The organism is Melioribacter sulfuriphilus (assembly GCF_052656625.1).
In genome coordinates, this window is the sequence record NZ_JBQXXK010000006.1 from 160548 (window position 1) to 180508 (window position 19961).

The 19961-nt window shown below is 37.6% G+C and carries 14 protein-coding genes; 12 read left to right on the plus strand and 2 right to left on the minus strand.

The annotated features are described in order from the left end of the window. Positions 1 to 10: 10 nt before the first annotated feature. From ACUN8G_RS09385 to ACUN8G_RS09425, 9 genes are all read left to right on the plus strand, one after another. Positions 11 to 1480, plus strand: coding sequence for an FAD-binding oxidoreductase (locus tag ACUN8G_RS09385; RefSeq protein ID WP_437346813.1), 1470 nt, complete (start codon positions 11 to 13; stop codon positions 1478 to 1480). Next, on the plus strand, positions 1461 to 3305 hold the full coding sequence (locus ACUN8G_RS09390) for a tetratricopeptide repeat protein (protein WP_437346814.1): 1845 nt from the start codon (positions 1461 to 1463) through the stop codon (positions 3303 to 3305). The genes ACUN8G_RS09385 and ACUN8G_RS09390 overlap by 20 nt, the downstream gene beginning before the upstream one ends. Continuing rightward, positions 3298 to 4551 (plus strand): ATP-dependent Clp protease ATP-binding subunit ClpX, encoded by a 1254-nt coding sequence (gene clpX, locus ACUN8G_RS09395; protein WP_437346815.1) that lies wholly within the window; start codon positions 3298 to 3300, stop codon positions 4549 to 4551. The genes ACUN8G_RS09390 and clpX overlap by 8 nt, the downstream gene beginning before the upstream one ends. 41 nt (positions 4552 to 4592) lie before the next feature. Then, positions 4593 to 5843 carry an asparagine synthetase B gene (locus ACUN8G_RS09400; protein ID WP_437346816.1) on the plus strand — a complete coding sequence of 417 codons (1251 nt, stop codon included), beginning with the start codon at positions 4593 to 4595 and terminating at the stop codon, positions 5841 to 5843. A gap of 385 nt (positions 5844 to 6228) precedes the next feature. Further along, positions 6229 to 6378: a hypothetical protein gene (locus tag ACUN8G_RS09405; protein WP_437346817.1), complete on the plus strand. Its 150-nt coding sequence runs from the start codon at positions 6229 to 6231 to the stop codon at positions 6376 to 6378. Between the two features lie 6 nt (positions 6379 to 6384). Next, positions 6385 to 6678, plus strand: coding sequence for a hypothetical protein (locus tag ACUN8G_RS09410; protein WP_437346818.1), 294 nt, complete (start codon positions 6385 to 6387; stop codon positions 6676 to 6678). 736 nt (positions 6679 to 7414) lie between these two features. Continuing rightward, positions 7415 to 9052 carry an L-glutamate gamma-semialdehyde dehydrogenase gene (pruA, locus tag ACUN8G_RS09415; protein WP_437346819.1) on the plus strand — a complete coding sequence of 546 codons (1638 nt, stop codon included), beginning with the start codon at positions 7415 to 7417 and terminating at the stop codon, positions 9050 to 9052. A gap of 190 nt (positions 9053 to 9242) precedes the next feature. Continuing rightward, a complete protein-coding gene (locus tag ACUN8G_RS09420; RefSeq protein ID WP_437346820.1) occupies positions 9243 to 10082 on the plus strand; it encodes a DUF2911 domain-containing protein in 840 nt (279 codons plus the stop codon). A gap of 1 nt (position 10083) precedes the next feature. Continuing rightward, complete coding sequence (locus ACUN8G_RS09425) at positions 10084 to 11319, plus strand: 4-hydroxy-3-methylbut-2-enyl diphosphate reductase (protein WP_437346821.1); 1236 nt, start codon at positions 10084 to 10086, stop codon at positions 11317 to 11319. Here ACUN8G_RS09425 and dgt read toward each other — a convergent pair. Next, positions 11292 to 12557 (minus strand): dGTP triphosphohydrolase, encoded by a 1266-nt coding sequence (gene dgt / locus ACUN8G_RS09430; protein ID WP_437346822.1) that lies wholly within the window; start codon positions 12555 to 12557, stop codon positions 11292 to 11294. The genes ACUN8G_RS09425 and dgt overlap by 28 nt on opposite strands. 46 nt (positions 12558 to 12603) lie before the next feature. On the opposite strand from dgt, the gene ACUN8G_RS09435 reads away from it, so the two are divergent. Beyond that, a complete protein-coding gene (locus ACUN8G_RS09435) occupies positions 12604 to 13512 on the plus strand; it encodes a cation diffusion facilitator family transporter (RefSeq protein ID WP_437346823.1) in 909 nt (302 codons plus the stop codon). Here ACUN8G_RS09435 and ACUN8G_RS09440 read toward each other — a convergent pair whose 3' ends face one another. Then, the gene (locus ACUN8G_RS09440) at positions 13513 to 13941 is read right to left on the minus strand and encodes a SufE family protein (protein ID WP_437346824.1); all 429 of its coding nucleotides are present in this window, start codon (positions 13939 to 13941) and stop codon (positions 13513 to 13515) included. Positions 13942 to 14158: 217 nt separating this feature from the next. Between ACUN8G_RS09440 and ACUN8G_RS09445 the strand changes: the two genes are divergently transcribed. Next, positions 14159 to 15403 (plus strand): cation:proton antiporter, encoded by a 1245-nt coding sequence (locus ACUN8G_RS09445; protein ID WP_437346825.1) that lies wholly within the window; start codon positions 14159 to 14161, stop codon positions 15401 to 15403. Next, positions 15400 to 19887, plus strand: a complete 4488-nt coding sequence (locus ACUN8G_RS09450; protein ID WP_437346826.1) for a cation:proton antiporter domain-containing protein — start codon at positions 15400 to 15402, stop codon at positions 19885 to 19887. Before ACUN8G_RS09445 ends, ACUN8G_RS09450 begins: the two co-directional genes overlap by 4 nt. The last annotated feature ends 74 nt before the right edge of the window (positions 19888 to 19961 follow it).

Here is a 19961-nt window from a genome sequence, read left to right on the forward strand (position 1 = left end):
AGTTTTCAATATGATTATCAAATCGAATCATGACGAAATACAAAACTATCTAACAGACGCTTCCAATTATTCGGGTAAATGTGAGGCTGTTTATATACCGGAATCAGAAGAAGAAATAATGGAAATAGTATCCAGATGCAATGTCGAGAAAAAAAGAATTACAGTTGCCGGAAACGGCACGGGATTAACTGGAGGACGAGTTCCCGAAGGGGGCATTGTATTATCGACAGAGAAGTTGAATAAAATACTCGAAATAAATTCGAACGATAAATACGCTGTCGTCCAGCCGTCGGTTATTTTGAGCGAATTCCAGCAGGAAGTTGAAAGCAGGAATTTATTTTATCCGCCCGACCCAACTGAAAGGAACTGTTATATTGGAGGGACGGTTGCAACAAACGCTTCGGGTGCAAGGACTTTCAAATATGGTCCAACCCGATCTTATGTGCTCGGTCTTAAAATTGTTTTGCCCGACGGTAGAAAATTGAGAATTGAAAGGGGTCAATTTATTGCGGATGGATCACACGCCATCATTCCCACAGAAGACGGTTCGATTATTTCATTTGAATTGCCTCGCTACGAGATGCCTGCTACAAAAAACGCCGCCGGCTACTACTGCAAAGAAAAGATGGACTTGATTGATCTCTTTATTGGTTCTGAGGGAACACTAGGAATTATTACAGAAATTAAATTAAAACTAATTGATCTCCCACAAAATATTTTGTCGTGCATAATTTTTTTCAACTCGCAGGAGGATGCACTCGACTTTGTAGAAGAAGCTGTAAGACTTTCAAGATATACAGACGATTCGATTATTTCAGCACGAGGACTCGAATTATTCGACAAATTTACACTAAAATTCCTGCGCAATGACTATACTAATATTCCTGAAAATGCAGAAGCCGCTGTCTGGTTCGAACAGGAAATCGACGGCAATGAAGACGAATTAATTTCTGAATGGATGGAATTGATTTCCAGACATAATGGAATGGAAGAAGATTCATGGATTGCTAACGACAGAAAAGAGATGGATAAATTCAAAGACTTCCGCCACGCTATTGCTCTAAAAGTAAATGATTACATGTCGCAGAGAGGACTCAAAAAAGTTGGCACTGACGTAGCCGTCCCGTTCGAATCGTTCAAGAGATTTTATTTCGATACAATTAAATTGGTATCAGGGGCTGGTCTTAATTACGTTGTTTATGGACACGCTGGCGACTCTCACATTCATTTAAATATGCTTCCGGACAATGCTGAACAGTATAAAACAGCAATTGAAACTTACAGGCAAATTTGTAGCAATGCAGTTAAACTAAAAGGCACAGTCTCGGCCGAGCACGGTATCGGAAAACTGAAACGGGAATATTTTAAACTTATGTACAACGACGATATAATTAAAAAAATGGCATTGATTAAATTGGCTTTCGACACGAATCGCATATTAAACATAGGTAATATTTTTGATGAGAAATATCTTACATAGAGTTCTTTTTATATCTCTAATTATTTTGACTTCAGTTATACAGGGACAGAATGCTGACACTAAATTCAGACTCGCAGAGAATTACGAACAAGCTGGTAACTATGAAAAAGCGGAATCCTTACTGAACGAGTTGATTGAACTGCAGCCATGGAATTATTCATATTTTAATTCTCTCTACAATATCTACATAAAACAAAAGAAATACGACGAAGCCATAAGAATAATAACTAAAAGAATTAAATATTCTCCAAACGACCCGTCTTTATATGGTTTAATGGGCTCCGTCTATTTTATGAAAGAGATGTCCGATTCGGCGTATTTTTACTGGGATAAAGGCATCGAGACAAATCCGACTTCGATTTCCACTTACAGAATAATTGCAAATTATGCTATCGAGAGCAGAGCACTCGACCGTGCCCTTGAATACCTGAAAAAGGGGCGCTACCTATCGAGCGACAAATCGACCTTCACACTCGACCTGGCTAACATTTATTCCCTTACTCTACGTTATAGAGAAGCTACTCTTGAATATTGTTATCTCCTTTCAATAAATCCCGATCAGATTGGACTTGTTAAAACCAAATTCAATTCTTATTCTGGTAACAAGAAAGCTCTCGACGAAATTATTTCAACACTGGAATCTTACTATAAAGAAAACACACAACCAATTTATCTCGATTTGATCTCCTTCTGCAATATGTTAAATGGCAATTATGATCTGGCATTGAAATACACAATCGAATACGAAAAGAAGGTAAACAGCAACGGCGCTTCGATCTATTCCATGTCCCAAAGCGCATTAAGAAGCAAAGCTTACGATGCGGCACTGAGAGGTTACAAATATATTATCGATAACTACCCGGCTTCGAATCTCGTTCCACTTGCCAAAATATCTTATGTCGAAACTCTCAGAGCACGCCTTAACGACAGTTTAGAAAGTGACGACTGGCAGTACGCGGAAAAATTCGATACGACAGAATACAAACGACTGTCGGAAGAATATAAAAAGATTGCAGAGGCATATCCCAACAGCAATATTTATATACAGGCTCTCTATTCGAGAGCAGAAATTGAATTTGAGAACCTTAATAATTACCAGCTTGCAGATTCGATATTTGCCATAATAAATTTACGCGCGCCAGGAACTGAATATTCGGCTAAATCTTTCATAAAGCGGGGTTTAATTGCAATTAATTCTGATAATCTTGAACAAACCAAAACTTTTTTCGATAATATATTGTTGAATTACAAACTGACTGCGGACTTAAAAGCCGAAGCTTTTTTCCGGAAAGCTAAAATCGATTTCTGGCAGAATAACTTTGAATCTGCCCTGTCGAATCTGAAATCTGCTTCCGGCGATCTCTCGTCTGCTTTTGCAAACGACGCTATTGAACTGTCGGCTTTGATTTCCGCATTAAAACGCGATTCTTTAAACCTTGCTATTTATGCTAAAAGTGATTTATTTGCATTTCAAAAAAAGTATGAAGAGGCAGCAACTTTATTAAAGAGTTTAATTGATCGCGATAATTTATTTATACTAAAGGACTTTGCATTATACAAACTTGCTGAAATTAATATTTATACTAAAAGCTATCATAAGGCCTTAGAAAATTTGAAGGAATTATTCGATAAATCGGAAAGCGGGATACTAAAGGATAAAGCTCTTTTACTTATGGCACAAATTTATCAATACGGTTTGAAAGACGAGACGAGAGCCGCCGAATTATATAAAAATTTTCTTGAGAAATATCCCGATTCATTATATCTTGAAACAGCAATACAAAATTTAAATCATATACAAACAAAAAAAGGCAAAAATGGCTAACAAAAGAGAACCCAAAACAATTAGATGTTCGTTCTGCGGTAGAGACGGAAGCGAAGTATCAAGTATGGTTGCCGGTCCCGATGTCTATATTTGCGATATCTGCATTAAAACCAGCGTCGAAATACTGAAAAACAATCTTTCTAATTTCAACAAGAAAGAGACAGTAAATCTTTCAATTACTCCAGAGGTGATTAAAAAGAATCTCGACGAATATGTAATTGACCAGGAAAAAGCTAAAAAGATCTTAGCCGTTGCAGTTTATAATCACTATAAAAGAATAAATGCGCCAACATCTTTTTTCGATGTTGACGATGTTGAAATCGAAAAGAGCAATATATTGTTAATTGGGCCGACTGGTGTTGGAAAAACGCTTCTGGCACAGACATTAGCCAGAATACTCGACGTCCCATTTGCAATTGCCGACGCTACCACGCTTACTGAAGCCGGTTACGTGGGAGACGATGTCGAAACCGTACTGGTCCGACTGCTCCAGGCAGCCGACTATAATCTTGAAAAAGCTCAAAAGGGAATCGTTTATATCGACGAAATCGACAAGATTGCGCGTAAAAGCGAGAACGTCTCGATCACACGCGATGTTTCAGGCGAAGGCGTTCAGCAAGCTCTCCTCAAAATCCTCGAAGGGACAATTGCAGGAGTTCCGCCAAGAGGCGGAAGAAAACACCCCGAACAGAGTCTTATTAACGTAAATACAAAAAATATTCTTTTTATCTGCGGCGGTGCTTTCGAAGGCATCGAAAATATCATTGCCTCGAGAATTAACAGAAACGCAATCGGATTTGATACAAATATCGAGAGCAATGAAGAGCTCGACAGAGATAATCTTGTAGAAAAAGTTCAACCCGAAGACCTGATTAAATATGGAATGATACCCGAACTTGTGGGAAGAATTCCAATTATTGCCCCGCTCCACGCCTTGAACGCCCAGGCTCTGAAGAACATTTTAACCGAGCCGAAGAACGCTATCATTAAACAATACCAGAAGCTTTTCGCACTCGAAGGTGTGGAATTAGAATTCGACCCGCTTGCCCTCGAAGCAATTGTGAACAAAGCTCTCGAACGAAAAACTGGTGCAAGAGGTTTGCGTTCTATTGTTGAAGCTATTTTACTCGACGTCATGTACGAATTGCCCAGTCTGGACAACGTCGACAAATGTCTTATTACCGAAGACACAGTTCTCAAGGGTGAAAAACCAATTTACATTGAATCCGATAGAAAAACTGCTTAGATTTCACGGGGCTGTTCATTGAACAGCCTCTCTTTTATAAAATGAAAAAGCTGCTATTAACTTTTATCATCTCGCTTCAAATTTCAGCACAGCCGAAAATCTTAATTTACATGGACAATACACAGACCGATCATCTGAAAGCATATGGCGTTGCATTTAATGCTCTCGAACAGGGTTACAAGGGTGACTGGCTCTTAAATTACAGGGGCGGTTCGTTCATGTTCGATTACAGCGAGGAACTGGCATTGCGATGTAGATTGAAAGGAGTAGCATTTGAAAAAATTTCATCACAAGACGCCGTTTCAATTTATGCGTTTGTTCAAAGCCCCGAACAAAATATGGATGTGGTACGACTCGAAAAAGCACCGAAAATTGCAGTCTATGTTCCTCCCAACTTCAAGCCATGGGACGATGCTGTTACACTGGCACTCGACTATGCTGAAGTGCCTTACGATAAAATCTGGGTTGCAGAAATACTTGGAGGTGCACTCGACAAATATGACTGGTTGCATCTGCACCACGAAGATTTCACAGGTCAGTACGGCAAATTCTACGCCTCGTTTAGTAATGCGCCATGGTATATCGAACAACAGAGGCTTTACGAATCGGAAGCCCAAAAACTCGGCTTTAAAAAAGTATCAGACATGGAAAAAGCCGTCGTTCTCGAGATCCGTAATTATATAGCGCGCGGAGGTTTTTTGTTTGCCATGTGCTCAGCCACCGATTCATACGACATAGCACTTTCGGCACTCCATGTCGATATTGTTGACAGGATTTACGACGGTGACCCAGCCGATCCGGACGCTCAAAACAAAATCGATTTCTCAGAAACTCTGGCTTTCGAAAATTTCAAACTCGAAATGAATCCATTAATTTATGAGTATAGCGATATCGACATTCAACCTGCTGAAGTGGGACCAGAGCAAAACGATTATTTTACACTCTTCGAATTCTCTGCCAAACACGACCCCGTTCCGACCATGCTAACTCAAAATCACGCAAATGTAATTCACGGCTTTATGGGACAAACCACAATGTTTCGAAAAAATTTGATTAAAAAATCGGTCTACATTTTAGCCGAACGCGAAGGTACCGACCAGGTCAAATATATTCATGGAAATTACGGCAGAGGAACTTTTACTTTTTACGGAGGCCACGATCCCGAGGACTACCAGCACGCCGTAGGCGACCCACCGACAGATTTGAATTTTCACAAAAATTCGCCAGGTTACCGCCTGATTCTCAACAACATTCTCTTCCCGGCAGCTAAAAAGAAAAAACAGAAAACGTAAATACCACCGATCACGATTCTTTTAACTAATGAAATTTTTTCCCTGTCAATTTAAGAATTATCATTTTTCAGATAATTAAAAATTCTTTTTAACATTTTTATCAAAATCAAAATTTCAATTTACTTTTATTTAATCCTTGAAATTACTATCAAGTTGCATTACATTTAATGTAAATATTTCAAAGCCATTTGAAATTAGTAATATTTAACGAGGGCCCACCTAAAATTAATTTTTACTGAATCTCCCAAAAGACATTTTTATTCGAGTGCACGCAATACATTAAACACAAAAAGAGAGATAAGTAGGCTGATTATTAATTTATCGATAAGTTAGATAGCTACTATTTTTTTTGTAAAAATCGTCAACTAAACAAAAGGAGAAAAAGATGAAAACCTTTTGGGGAATAATTCTTTCATTATTATTAACTTCATTCGTATCGGCTCAAAGCGACACAGTAAATTCTCGCTATGCATTGACATTCGGCATTGCGGATAATTTTACTCTAACTAAATTTAATATGGATATTGCTTTTTAAAAAATATTGAGAAACTCAGACCAACTAAGATTTTTTATTTCTCCACACCTCAATAAAAGCAATTCAGATTCCGATCAAGAAAATTCCAGCCAAACCGAATCGGATAACTCAGAATACATAATTGGCATCGGAACAGATTATTTATGGAATCTGCTCCAGGAGGCCGATTTTATGATGTATGGAGGAAGCGGAGTTAGTTTTATATTTATCAGCGGCAACAATGAATATAATAGTTCTAACATAGCTTCTACTGCTCAAGTAAAAAAAGAAGAGAGCCTGACAAGTTTTAAAACAGGTTAAAGAGGTATCTTAGGAGTAGAATGGTCAGTTAGCAAAAATATTGGTATACACTCCGAATATGTATTGAGCTTAAATTATACATGGGACAAGAATGAAACAAAATCTTCAACTAATGGTAATCAAGAGCCAACCGTAATCAATAAGCAGAATAGGCTATTAATTAATACTGTTGTTTTATTCGGCATCAGCATTTATTTGTAAAAAAATAATTAAAAAACCAATAAACAAAATATTTATTTGAATTACACCTTAGTCAAAATTTGCTGGTCTATCATGCTCAGAAGAGTTAAGGAGTAGTATTTTATACTTTCTAAATTTTTCCTCAGTCGATTTTTTACGTGCGCTTAAAAAGCCGGGTTTCGAGGGCATCTCTTTTTTCGATATACAAACAGCAGGGCTTTTATATTCTCTTCTGTTTCAAACTCTGATGAAAAATTCTAACTTTCTTTGATATAAAAGAGGAAAATCAACTTCAAAGACAGTTGCCTTAGACAAGTTTCACAGCCAGCTAAAAATTTTGTCTTGCATTGTTATTTTATATTTTTTTCATCGGTGTAAAACTGAATAGGATTAATCAAATAATTAAAATGAAAGAAATCGGTCACTAATTATTCTCTGAGCAAGACTGATTAGTCTTCTAATTCTTCTCTTTCAGTCGATTCCAGTTTTTAATTATTATAATTTTTCTAATTTTATATCATAAATAAAATAATCCTTACACAAAAAAAGGGATGTTATGGCAAATGCAAAATTCAGCATACCGGTACCACCCAATGAACCGGTAAAAAGTTATGCTCCGGGCACCCCGGAACGTGAAGCATTAAAAAAGCAACTCAGTTTAATGGCTCGGCAGACAATCGAAATTCCGTTAATAATCGGCGGTAAGGAAATTAAAACCGGTGATACCGCCAGCTCCGTTTGTCCACACGACCACAAAACAGTACTGGCTAAATACCATAAAGCCGGAGAAAAAGAGATTCAAATGGCAATCGAATCCTCGATGATGGCTCATAAAGTCTGGTCGAGAATGGAATGGCACGATAGGATTGCTGTTTTTTTGAAAGCTGCCGACCTTCTCTCGTTAACAGAGTGGCGTTATATTCTTAATGCCGCCACAATGCTCGGCCAGAGCAAGAACGTATTTCAGGCTGAAATTGACTCAGCAGCTGAACTGGCGGATTTCTTCCGATTCAACGCTTACTATGCAATGAAAATTTACGAAGACCAGCCGCTCCATTCGCCTCCCGGCATGTGGAATCGAATGGAATATCGTCCTCTGGAAGGTTTTATATTTGCAGTTGCACCTTTCAATTTTACATCGATCTGCGGTAATCTTCCGACTTCGTCTGCATTGATGGGAAACGTTGCTCTTCTTAAGCCAGCATCAAGCTCGGTCTATTCTGCATACTGGATTATGAAACTTCTGGAAGCAGCAGGATTGCCAGAAGGTGTTATCAATTTTATACCAGGCTCTGGCTCAAAGGTCGGTAAAATTGTTATGGATTCGCCTGACTTCGGTGGCATTCACTTTACAGGTAGCACACCTACGTTTCAATCAATGTGGAGAACTGCAGCGAATAATCTATCAAAATATAAATCATACCCTCGTATCGTGGGAGAAACTGGCGGAAAGGATTTCGTATTTGCTCATGCCAGTGCGGATCAAAAAGCTCTGGGCACAGCTCTAATTAGAGGCGCTTTTGAATATCAGGGTCAAAAATGTTCTGCAGCTTCGAGAGCTTACATACCAAAATCGATCTGGAATTCATTGAAAGAATTTATGATCGACGAGCTTAAAACTGTACGAATGGGAGACGTACAGGACTTTACAAACTTTATGAATGCAGTTATAGATAAAAATGCTTTCGATTCGATTACAGGTTATATCGAATATGCCAAACATTCAAACGAGGCCGAAATCATCTTTGGTGGAAATTATGACGATTCAGTTGGATATTTCATCGAGCCGACAGTTATATTGACCACAAATCCGAAATTCAAAACGATGGAAGAAGAAATATTCGGTCCTGTTCTGACAATCTACGTTTACGACGACAATAAATACGAAGAGACTCTCCATCTTTGTGACGAGACTTCGCCTTACTCGTTAACGGGCTCAATTTTCGCTCAGGACAGGAAAGCAATCGAACTTGCAGACAAAATTCTCACAAACGCAGCTGGCAATTTCTACATCAACGACAAACCGACGGGTGCAGTTGTAGGTCAACAACCCTTCGGCGGGGCAAGAGCCAGCGGCACAAACGATAAAGCCGGCAGTTACCTCAATCTTCTCAGATGGGTTTCGGCAAGAACAATTAAAGAAAATTTCATTCCACCAAAAGATTACAGATATCCTTTCATGCAAGATAAATAATATTTTTACTGGGCTGCCATTCGGCAGCCTCTTTTTATTTCTGCAGTTCAATTCTTCATTAACTTCTTCTTAAAAAGAAATTTTATCAACCAGCGAAGGTATGTTTACGTGAGAACTTAATTGTTTCGCTGTTTGTTTTATTTTACGAAACTTTATTATTATTGAAACCATTTTTAGGAAAGGTTATACGATGAAAAAGTTATTATCAATAATAATTTTAGTCACAAGCGTTATAAATGGACAATTAGAACTGCCACGTTTGAGTCCGAAAGCCGAAGTTTATCAACGCCTTGGCTATACTGACATTTCAATCGAATATTCGCGTCCTGGAGTTAAAGGGAGAAAAATCTGGGATGGTCTGGTACCCTACGGCAAAGTATGGCGCACGGGCGCAAATGAATCGACGAGAATTAAATTCACAACCGACGTTATTATAAATGGTCAAACGGTCCCGGCCGGCATTTATTCACTATTTACAATTCCAGAAAAAGACGAATGGACAATCATTTTGAATAAGAAACTGGGTTGGGGACTCGATTACAAACCGGAAGAAGATTTAATGAGATTCAAAGTTAAGCCAGAAAGGACCGAGTTTACCGAACGTCTTCTTTTTCTTTTTCCTGTAATTTCCGATTCAATCTGTACGGTCGAAATGCGGTGGGAAAATCTCAAAATTTCATTCGACATTTCGGTTAAACTAAACGAAGAAGTTTATAAACGCATCAAAGAAGCTCTGGCAAAAGCAGATTCAGACGACTGGCAGGTTTACCTCGAAGCCGCACGTTACGCTGCCGAAAACGGTGTATTCCTCAACGAAGCTGAAATATGGACTGAAAAAGCCCTTTCAATTACAAAAAATTTCTACACTTATCTGATTAAAGCCAAACTCCTTTATCGACAGGGAAAATATTCCGAAGCTCTCTTCACCCTTGAACAGTGCAGAGAAGCCGGAAGAAACAACGACGACTATCCAGGCTACATTTATGAAGTTGACCTCCTTGAAAAAAGAATTCGTGAAAAGCTGAATTAAGATGAAAAAATTCGATATACCCGATTTTTATAGAAGTCCAATTATTTCAGCAATAAAAGAGAGCCGTAAAAAATCTGACCCTCTAAAAAAAGATTTTTCTCCTACGCGTCTGGATTTCGGAAAATTAACATTGTTGATCGCGCGGCATTTTGGTTTCTGTTACGGTGTTGAAAACGCCATCGAAATTGCATATAAAACTGTAAGGTCGAACCCCGGCAAAAGAATTTTTCTGCTCAGCGAGATGATACACAATCCACATGTCAATGAAGATTTAAGAAGCAATGGCGTAAATTTTATAATGGACAGTCACGGCAATCAATTTGTGCCATGGGAAGAAATAACAAGCAATGATATTGTAATTATTCCTGCATTCGGAACCACAATTGAAACCGAGAACCTGCTCAAAAGCAAGAACATCGATACAGTTGCATACAATACAACCTGTCCTTTTGTACAAAAAGTCTGGAACCGTTCTGCTTCACTCGGAAGTAAAGGTTACACAATTGTCATTCACGGTAAATATTATCATGAAGAAACAAGGGCCACTTTTTCGCACACCTCTATCAATTCACCATCGATCATAGTACGCGACATTAAAGAAGCAGGTGTTCTTTCAGAATTCATTCTGGGAATCAGAAGCCAAAAAGAATTTTATGAATATTTCAAAGGGAAACTTACACCAGGTTTTCGATTTCCAGAGGACCTGGAAAAAATTGGAGTGGTCAATCAAACTACAATGTTAGCCGAAGAAACTGAGGAAATTGCAAATCTCCTTAAGAATACCATGCTAAAAAAATATGGAGAAGAAAATCTAAAAGAACATTTTGCCGATACACGCGACACTCTTTGTTATGCCACAAACGACAATCAATCGGCAACATACGAACTCACAAAGCAAAGTGCAGATGCGGCTATTGTAGTAGGAGGATACAATAGTTCAAATACATCTCATCTGGTCGAAATTCTCTCTTCTAAATTCCCTACTTATTTTATTTCCGACCCAGGTAAAATAATTTCAAAAGAAGAAATTGTTTACTACGACCTCAATCAAAAAAAAGAAGTGAAGAAAAAAAACTATTTGCCTTCTGACAAACCTCCTATAATAGCTATCACGAGCGGAGCGTCGTGTCCCGACTCGCTGGTTGAGGAAGTGATTAGCAAACTGATTTCTTTTTATGATGTGGAGTTCACACCCGAAATATTGAACAATCAAACAAGATCTGTAAGCGAACTGTAGTCAGGGTCAAAAAGTCTTCTGTATATTCTCATTGCATACGAATCGGTGGCTCCGGCTAAGTAGTCGCACACCATTCGTGCCCTCCGTTTTTTTACGGACTCCGACCGTATAATTCTGTCGTTAAAATCCGGAAGCAATTTACTGGCTGAAGATTCTAAGATATAATTTTCTTCGAGTAAATTGAACACTTTTTCGATCATCGAATTCCCCTTGAATTCGATTTGATGAAGCGTGGGCGAACGAAACACAAGTTCGACGGAAATTTTTTTATAAATCTCCACCCGCTTTTTAATCTCTTCCGGAACAATCAATTCAAACATATATCTGTTGGTATGTTTATCCATGAAAGTATTTCTTCTTCTAACCGAGCATGCTACGATGAATTCGCCAATTTGTGCCCCGAATTTTTGCTTGTAACTGTCCTCTTTTATCCAGTCGATAATATCATCAACTATTTTTTCTTCATCGCATCTACTGCAGTTGTTTTGTTTCCATTTAGAAAGTTTAGCTATGTTAATAAAACCGCCTGAAATACTATCGACCAAGTCGTTGACGGCGTAGGCTGTGTCGTCCGCCCAATCCATAATCTGGCATTCGATACTGCGGAAATTATTTAAAAAATTGACGTCGTTTTTATGCGAATCATATTCGCCTTCCCAGATAAAATTTATATAGTTTTCCTGCTCGTCGTAGAGAAAACGGTTTTCTGGTTTATTGAAATTACTGAAAAGGGCTTTATATTTTAAAATGCCGTCGAGGAATGCGCGCGTTGGATTCATGCCGCGATAACCAGTTCCGTCGCGGTAAAAAATTTCCGTTACCAATCGTAAAGTTTGAGCATTCCCTTCAAAACCGCCGTAGCTGTGCATCAATTTATTTAATATCCTTTCGCCTGCGTGACCGAAAGGAGGATGACCGAGGTCGTGAGCCAGACAAATTGCTTCGACCAGATCGGAGTCGATGTGAAATTCTTCGTTGAAAAATTCTTTTTGAGAAGTAGATAAATAATTACAAATTGACCTGCCGATCTGTGCTACCTCAATTGAATGCGTTAAGCGAGTTCTGTAAAAATCGTATTCACCAGGCAAAAACACCTGCGTCTTGCCCTGCAATCTTCTGAATTCAGAAGAATGAATTATTCGGTCCCTATCAATTTGAAACGGTGTCCGGTAGTCATTTGAACGTTCACTTTCTTTCAGACGTTGCATATCGAAAGGTGTGTAAAATTTGTTTTTCATTTTCTCTATTCTGATTTTTGTACTTAAAAATAATAAATAATTGTAATTGGGACACAATCACTCACATAACGACATACTGACCGCTACAAAAGGAAGATTAATTTTTGTTATCCTTCTTAATCTCATAATTACTGTTACTGAAGTAATTGGAGGGTTGATATCGGGAAGTTTGGCTTTGATTTCAGATGCGCTTCACAATTTTTCCGACAGCGTTTCGATTGTAATCAGTTACATTGCTCTGAAATTAAAGTACCGTTTAAATTCACCGCGTCACACTTTCGGCTTAAAGCGCGCAGAAATTTTAGCGGCTGTAATTAATTCTGCAGTGCTTATCGTAATTTCGCTCTATCTTTTTTACGAAGCAGCTAAAAGATTTGTTGTCCCGACCGTAATTGAAACGGAAATAATGGGTATTGTTGCACTTGTGGGACTCGTAGCTAATTTGCTGGCCGTTCTACTCCTTAGAAAAGATTCTAAATCGAGTATTAACATCAGGTCTTCGTATCTCCATTTACTTAGCGATACAATTTCGTCTGTGGCTGTGCTTGGCGGTAGCATAGCCATTAAACTCTGGCAAGCTCACTGGATTGACCCGCTTCTGACAATCCTCATTGGCATTTATATTATAAAAGAAAGTATTTCAATACTACTCGAAGCAATTCATGTATTGATGGAAGGTGCGCCTGGGAATATTTCAATAGAAGAAATTCAGAGCGAAGTAGAAAAATTTGCGGAAGTTGAAAACATCCACCATATCCATATGTGGATGGTAGGTGAAAATGACATTCATCTGGAAGCGCATGTAAATGTTCACGACATGAAGATAAGCGAAAGCGACCTCTTGAGAAAAAAAATAATCGAACAGCTACACAACAAATTCGACATACACCACATTACACTACAGTTTGAGTGTAATCAGTGCCCTGAATCTGGCCTCATTGAACAACATCGATAATTACTTCTTAGCAATCAGTGTTTTAAAAGCGACGGCATACATTTGAATCTGTTTCATCATCGCTGCCAATCCGTTTTTTCGTGTAGGCGATAGATGTTTGTCGATTCCAATTTGTTTTAAGAATTCCGGTGGGTTCGACAATATTTCATCCGGCGTATGGCCTGAATAAACTGCCAAGAGTAAAGCAATCAGTCCTTTTACAATTGCTGCGTCGCTGTCAGCTTCAAAATAAATTTTGCCGTCCTTTAACTCGGCTTTTATCCAGACCTGCGACTGGCATCCGTCGAGTTTATATTTATCTATTTTTAATTCTTCATGCATTTGTGGCAATTGCCGACCCAGTTCAATCAAATGTTTATAGCGCTCCTCCCAGTCAGTATATTGTTCAAACTCTTCAACCAATTTTTTCTGCTTTTCTTCTATTGTCATGGTAATTGTTTTTTTTAGTGCTAATATATAAAAATCTGTTCAGCTATATCATAAAAATTCGGGCTCTTTGACATTAAGCATAAATCTACAATCATTAAATAACAGCGTATTTATCTATTCTCTGTCATACAACTATGTATTGAAAACGTTTTATTCAGAAAAAACAACTTTTTTCGTTAAATTAAAGAGTGATTTTTTGAAATAATATTATAAGGCTATGTCGCCTCTCTTTATTTTTTTGATAGTTCTTGTTGTGGGATTCTTAGGTGCAAATCTGTTCAGAGATAAACTGTTAACAAAAGTTTCTCTGCCGGCGGGACTGGAATATATATTACTTGGAATACTTTTAGGTCCTTCGTTTTCTAACTGGTTGAATGGAAACTTTGCTTTTAATATCCCCCAACTGGTTGACGATAATATGCTGCGACAGATGGCGCCCGGAATTGCGGCGGCAACTGGAATTATAGGACTTGTATACGGACTTCGCTTCAAAGTGAGTGATTTTCAGAATGCCGATTCAGAACACATTCGCGTAACTATTTTCGATGTATTAACTACGGTATTGGTTATAGGTGGAATTTCTTTTGCAGTTTTCCATTTTTATCTTTTTCCTGATTCAAAGTTCGAAGATACACTGGCAGCAGCTGCAGCACTTGGACTGATGGGTTCTGTTTCCTCTAACTCCCTGATCAAATCAATTAAAAATCGTTATCAATTAACCGGTAAAATTTCTTCGGCGCTCGACGTTTCTACAAAAATTAATCTGGACATTAATATATTCCTTTTCGGTCTTCTTTTTGGAATAGTTCATATCGGTTCTACAAACACATTTATTAAATCGCCAATTGAATGGATTGTAACGAGTATAGTGCTGGCTTTATTAATCGGTATTCTACTGAATATTTTTCTTGGAAGAGAGGAAGATGAAAACAAATTTTTTGTCGCCATAATTGGTACGATAGTATTTACAAGTGGAATCGGCTATTTCATCAATATATCACCTCTCTTTATGAATTTCATTCTTGGTTTTATACTAGCAAATTTTTCTAAAATAGCCGGTAAGATAGAAAAACCAGTCACAAAATTAAGTGAGCCAGTCGGTATTCTTGTGGTTATTATGGCTGGCTTTAATTGGATTCCTGTGCCGTTGATACTCTTTGTTGTAGCAACTGCGGCATTTATATTTATTCGCTTCTTTTCCAAGGGATTTGCAGGATATCTGGCTTACGTTTCGTCATTCGAAAAGGATAAACTGGTGCCAAATATCGGACTCGGCTTGTTACCTCAGGATATAATTGTCTGTGCAATGGTCGTCGATTTTATAAATGTATATCAGAATGAATTCACAAATCTGGTCGTAAGCTGTATATTAACGTCCATGATTTTCTTTGGTTTGATTAGTTACAGGTTGTCCAAGCGGTTATTAGTCGATGCCGGCGAAATTAGAGGAGCGGCAAAATGATCCCTGTCCTGAGAAGAATTATAGTTATTTCGATTCTCTTTTCGATTTTTTTATTTGTCGAAACAATCCAGGTTGAATCGACCGGCATTATAAATCCAAAGACACTCGCTGTACTTGGCTTTTTAATTATTGCCTCGTTTGCTCTCGGTGAAATTTTTGCCCTTATAAAATTGCCTCGTGTTATCGGTTATCTTTTAATTGGAATTATTTTTGGTCCTTATTCGCATTTTATTTTCGATACAAAAATCCTTCAGATTTTTAACAATCAGGTGATTCATGATATAAGTCTGGTTAATAATGTAACCCTTGCGTTAATTGCTCTTACCGCTGGACTCGAATTAAAAATAAATGCTATTAAATCGTTTTTAAAATCTTCATTGCTCATACTTCTATTCAAAACAATTACAATTTTCGTGTTGATTACCGGCACGGTTTATTTCCTATCGCCATTCGTACCATTTTTAGCAGGTGAAAACTGGACATTAAAATTAGCTTCGGGATTGATACTATCGGTAATTGCGCTTGGCACGTCAATAGAGCTAACACTTGTGGTTGCAAACGAATTAAAAGCCAGAGGTAGATTCGTCGATTTAATTTTGAGTACGGCTATCTTAAAAGATATTCTCGTAATATTACTACTTGCAATCGTACTAACTATTTCGGCGTCATTACTCTCGATATCAGGCGGTGCAGAATCGCCATTTATTACTTTAGGAAAGGAACTTCTTTTCTCGCTTCTATTTGGCGGAGTTCTTGGTGCTGCTGGCTTTCTCTACATGAAGTATATTAACCGCGAATTACTTTTGTTTATAGTTGCATTCGTCGTATTCGGCAGTGAAATTGCATCGATGCTCCATCTGGAAATGCTCGTCACGTTTGTAACGGCAGGTTTTATTATTCAAAATTTCAGTCAGTACGGCGAACAAATTCACAAACCGCTCGGAAAAATTTCATTGCCAATATTTATTACCTTCTTTACTATCGCAGGAGCTTCTCTAAATCTTTTTTCTGTTTCTGAAGCCATTGTAATTGGAATTATTATCGTACTGGTCAGAGCACTCGCCTTCTATCTTTCGATCACATTTGCAACCAAAGCTACGCGTGAACCGCTTGAAATAACAAAATTCAGCTGGATGGGATTTCTTTCGATTGGTGGATTGATGCTCGGACTGGCCATAATTATTAGTCAAAAATTACCAGGCCTGGGAAACGAACTAAAAAATTTGATTACATCAGTTGTGGCGCTCAATATTTTTATTGGACCTGTCCTATTTAAAATCGGAATAACAAAAGCAAAATCATTTTCTCAGGCAGAGGAGATCCAGCCTGCAGAATTACAGGTAGAAAAAATTGAAAAGGATATAAAACCAATAAAAGTTAAAGCCAGATTCAGAGAACCTGACTTAAAACACGAGGAACTCAATAAATCACTCTATAATATTTTAATTAAGGTAAATAATATCCTTTCGGAATTCGATAAAAAGTTTATTCAGTCACGGGGCGAGGAATCACTCGAACTCCTTGTTAGTTTAACTGAGAAATATTCGGATGAATACCAGTCACTCAAAAAACTGTTAAGCGACACAGCAATCACGCATTCTAAGATACGAATGGAGATTTTGAAGGTTAAAAAGAATCTTTCTGAATGGCTAATTGCACTCTGCGAGGAAAGAAAGAAAACTGAAAAAAGAATTCTCAATCTCGAACCTTTAATCAGGGATCTGTTTTATGCTTTCATCGATCTGACAGACGGTTTAAAATACGAATACCTTGCGGACCTCGAAGAGGAAAAATACATATCGTCGCCTGAAGATGGCACTCTACTCAAACTGAGAAAATTTCTACTTCGCTCGAAGCTACACGTCAATCGATTATTCAACAAAGATTATAAACTCAAAAGAAGGATAAAATACCGCAACCTGACCAAGTATTATCTCGTTGGCGAATCCTCGCAGGAAATTCTCGAGTCGGTCAATCTTGTAGGAATAGAGAGACTTACGACCCTGAAAATTTTGAGAACATTTTATAAACAAACCAACGAAGAACTCGATCAATTGCTCGAGACGGCATTAAATGAAAAAGACAACGTTGCTCTGCCGATGATTCTAATCGAAAAGCTCGACGAAATTCACCAGCAGATGACTTCTTCAATAACGGTCTACACAAACGAAATAAACGCTACGGTTGAAGAAATTGGAAGACGACTTTTTTATGCAGTTGCCAACCCTTTTAATAAACTGATTGATACACTTCATATAGCTGGAACGTATGAATTTAACGAAAGACAATACCGATTTTCGAAAGTATTCGAAAAGAGCGAAAACGCAAAAGAACTGGCTCTTCTGTCGATTCGCTACTGGACTATCTATTATGCTGGAATTATCGGACTTTTCCAGAAAGAAGCTTATATCGACAAATTGAAAGTCGACATTGACGTTACACTCGCTGAATCGCTTATTAGTGTATCGGAGGAAATCAACAAAGACATACGCGAAACAAATGCCCAGCTTCAGAAGGAATTAAAAATCTTTCGCAAGAAATTAGCCGAAATCGATTCACTCAGTAACGAAGAACTCGAACAACTATTTCACGAAGAAAAATTATCCCATTTTATCAATGTAATTCAAAAGCAACTAAAAATATTAAAAGAAGTAAGCGAAGGGAAAAAAATCGATTTTCTCTTCGACCATTTTATAAGCCGTTTCAAAAATATAGCAGCTTCACTGCCTGAAACCGTCGAACTTCTCGAAGAAGCTGACCTGGTACTCGAAGAGAGAATACCAAAACTTCAATCGCTAAAATCCGTTCCGATACGATCTATTGCAAATACAATTCTCCACAACAAACTTTCTGTAGACATCGGCGAAATCAACGAATTGATGGTCAATCAATTTTCTCTTATAACAGAAGAAGTTAAAAATTATCTACTTATTATTAACTTCCACTTCGATACTGCAATACACGAATTAGAGAAACCAGAATCGGACAGACAACTGGCAGTCAATCTGGCTAATTCTTTTTATGAAAAGATGTCCTTCCGTATAGATGAAGTTAATAAGATTATCGACCGCATTGAAACGGATATCAACAAACGCCTTACCGAGAGAGTCTCCGCAAGTCTTGAATCAATTAACGATTTGATAATGAAAAAATCTTACGGGGACATTAAGTCATACCTGACCAAAGCTGAACAAAAAGGAAAGTTGCTCAAAACATATAATCAAATAAGAGACGAACTGAAACATTTAATTAGAAAATACAGAGTAATCATAAAACGGAATTACAATCTTTATTTCAGATATGTAATTAACGATCTGCTTGTAAAATACAACATTGTTAAAATTGAGAGAGGCGATAGCGATTCTGAAACGTTGTTTAACAAATCTAAAATTGAGAAACTTCCTTTTATCTACAAAAAGCTTTTCGATGGAACTCCGATTGATACATACAATCTTTTTGTTGGACTCGACCAGGTTGAAAAGACGATTAAATACATTATTGAAAGACACAAGAAAAATGAAAAGTCTTCACTTTTGATTGCCGGCGAAACTGGCAGCGGCAAATCGAGTTTGTTAAATTTTATTATTAATAACTACTTAAAAACACACAACATCGTACGCTACGAATTCACTTACACAGTAACCGAAGAACGCGAACTATTGCGTATTTTGTGCAGAGAATTGGGCTACAATCACACTTATTCTTTGAATGAACTCGTATTCCTTTTAAATGATAAAAGCAACAAAAGAGTAATTGTGCTCGAGAGTTTAAACGAATTATACCTGCGTAAAATTTCAGGTTACGATGCATTGAACGCATTGCGCTACCTCATAAATTCTACTTCGGAAAACACTCTGTGGATCTGTACTTCCGATAAATACAGCTGGGAATTTATAAGAGATAATTTTGAATACACGCGTGTATTTGAAAAAGAGATAATGGTTAATGAACTTCACAAAAGAGAATTACGTACAATTATAACGACAAGGCACAATGCAACTGGTTATAACCTTGTATTTAAGCCAACGGAATTATACAAATTCAAGTCAAAATTCGTAAGACCAAAATCGATAGAAGCCGAGCAAAAAAAATTAGCTTCGCTTTATTTTAATAGACTCGAAGATTTTTCCGAAGGCAACATTATTGCAGCTATGTTTTTCTGGCTGGTTTCCATCGAAGAAATCAAAGACAATAGAGTGTTCATTAAAGTACCCAGAAAAATTGAATCCAGACTTCTCGAAAAACTTGAAGATATTTATTTGCTTACCCTATTCAATATTGTCCTTCACGGCACTTTAACTTATGAAGAACACTCGGCTCTTTTTAACTTATCTTTAAGCAACTCGAAAGAAATACTCGACTATCTTTACACGAAAAATTTAATAGATAAGCACGAATGGAGTATTGGCTCTGCACACTTTTTTATAAACCGTTTCTTCTTCAAATTAATCGAAAGAGAATTAAAAAAGAGAAATATCATTTAGTGAAAACGAAATATTATATAACCATTTTAACTTTGCTGTTGGCGGGCAAGGTCCTATCGCAGGACAGCCTGCAG